Genomic DNA, 1,931 nt, shown 5'->3' on the forward strand with positions numbered 1-1,931 from the left:
GGTTGGGGTGATACCGTGTACGAGGCGATGGGGCCATGACGCAGGCTTAGGCGTAGAACAACGCCTGAATTACCCGCAGTCGGCCAACAGCACGGATTACCCAGCGATTGATGGGTATTCCTCGGTGTCCTTTGGACGCCTCACTCACCTGGGCGAAGACAACTGGGGCGCCATCCGATCGAGCGGCACGAAGAGGCTGCCAAGCCTTGCGCACCCGTCTCTTAGACCTGCCCGCAATGCGGCAATGCGCGCGACCGGCCTCACCGGGCGCCCGCGCTCTGCAGCCATTGAACCAGCGATTGAAATCTAAGGTACGACCAAGAGAAGCTGCGGCCCGGCCGCCGGCGACCAAGGAGAAGATGATGAGCTTCACGGCAGGATTTGCGGCTATGGAAGTCACCGTTCGAGGCATTTTGCCGATCGGCGACACGATTGAAAATATAAATTATTTCATTCTGGACACGGCCAAGAGCGCTATTGTCGGTCAGGTCGTTCTTCCCAGAGCCGTCAAGCGAAGCCTCGCTGTCGCCCTCACCGTCAAAGTCCCAAGCACCGCCGGCTCGCTTGCCATTGGGACGTTTGATGAAGGCGGGAACTTCCAGGTCGCCAACTTCCTCCGCGTCGAGACGCCAGTGGTGGAACGTCCCCACGGCGCCGTCGGGCCGTCCGGGAGGTAAATCTCTCTAGTCGCAGTACTTGCCGGCTAGGCCAGTGAGTGGCTGCCGGTGAATTGAGTTCGAAGCCAACAGGAGCCAGTCATGGCCCGTGCCTCTGAAGTTCTTTTTGTCGATCCTTCAGTTTCCGACCTCCAGGCAATTCTCGGCAGCGTGCGACCCGAGGTTCAAGCGATTGTGCTCAACGGCCGCCGACCGGCGGCGCGGCAGATCGCTGCCGCGCTCGCGGGGCACGCAGGGCTCGAAGCGGTGCACGTCATTGCACATGGTGGGTCTGGGCGTGTCGGCTTCACAGCAGGGGAGTGGTCATCTGCTACATTGCAGGAAGAGGCCGAGGATCTTGCCGCAATCGGCCGGGCGCTTGCCACAGACGGCGAGCTGCGGCTGTGGAGCTGCGAGACGGCGTCGGGGGAGGCGGGCGAGACCTTCGTGGCGGCTCTGGAAGAGGCAGTTGGCGCGGACGTCTGCGCATCGAGAACGCTAGTCGGCGCAGCCGACCTGGGCGGCGCCTGGGAGCTGTGCGCACGCAGGAACGCGTCCTCGCCCCTGCCGCCACTAACCTCTGAAGGCGCGGCGGATTACGTGGGGGTTCTGGCTGCGGGCGATCTGACACTTACCGGCACTATAGATACTGGATCAAGTAACAATATCAACACGTACTACTTGATTGATACAATTAATACGCCAGCTACAACCGATGATACGGTTGTAGGTAGCTTTCAGTTGCCATCCGCAGCCAATGCCGTGGCTCCAAAATTCTCGATAACAGTAACAGTTCCAGATATTGGCCATACTTATCTCATCTATGACTCTGGCTTCCGCCTATACGGCACACTTACTTTTGTCGCCGACGCTGACCCCGTCACGGCGGGCAACCAACCGGGTTATCTTTTCGCTACCACGCCAATCAACAACCCAGGCGCCGCGGGCAACGATGGCGACCACTTTAATGGTGGCCTATTAACCCTCGCGAGCACTGGCACCGCGGGTGCGACAGGGGCCGCTGGTGCGACCGGCGCTACGGGCGCAACCGGGGCTACTGGTGCGACCGGCGCCACAGGCGCGACTGGCGATACTGGTGCAACAGGTTCGACCGGGGATACCGGACCAACAGGCGATACCGGAGCAACGGGTGCTACGGGCGATACCGGTGCCACGGGCTCAACGGGTGCCACAGGCGATACCGGAGCCACAGGTGCGACGGGCGATACAGGAGCGACTGGCTCGACCGGTGATACCGGAGCAACAGGCTCTACT

2 protein-coding genes are annotated in these 1,931 nt (G+C 61.3%); both read left to right on the top strand.

Annotated elements, in window-relative coordinates; all coding sequences use genetic code 11:
- Nucleotides 1-359: 359 nt before the first annotated feature.
- A complete protein-coding gene (locus EN884_RS34525; protein ID WP_127224607.1) occupies nucleotides 360-677 on the top strand; it encodes a hypothetical protein in 318 nt (105 codons plus the stop codon).
- A gap of 81 nt (nucleotides 678-758) precedes the next feature.
- The coding region (locus EN884_RS34530) for a DUF4347 domain-containing protein (RefSeq protein WP_128361064.1) at nucleotides 759-1,931 on the top strand (1,173 nt) is incomplete at its 3' end.

Source organism: Mesorhizobium sp. M7A.F.Ca.AU.001.01.1.1, from assembly GCF_004022735.1.
Lineage (GTDB): Bacteria > Pseudomonadota > Alphaproteobacteria > Rhizobiales > Rhizobiaceae > Mesorhizobium > Mesorhizobium ciceri.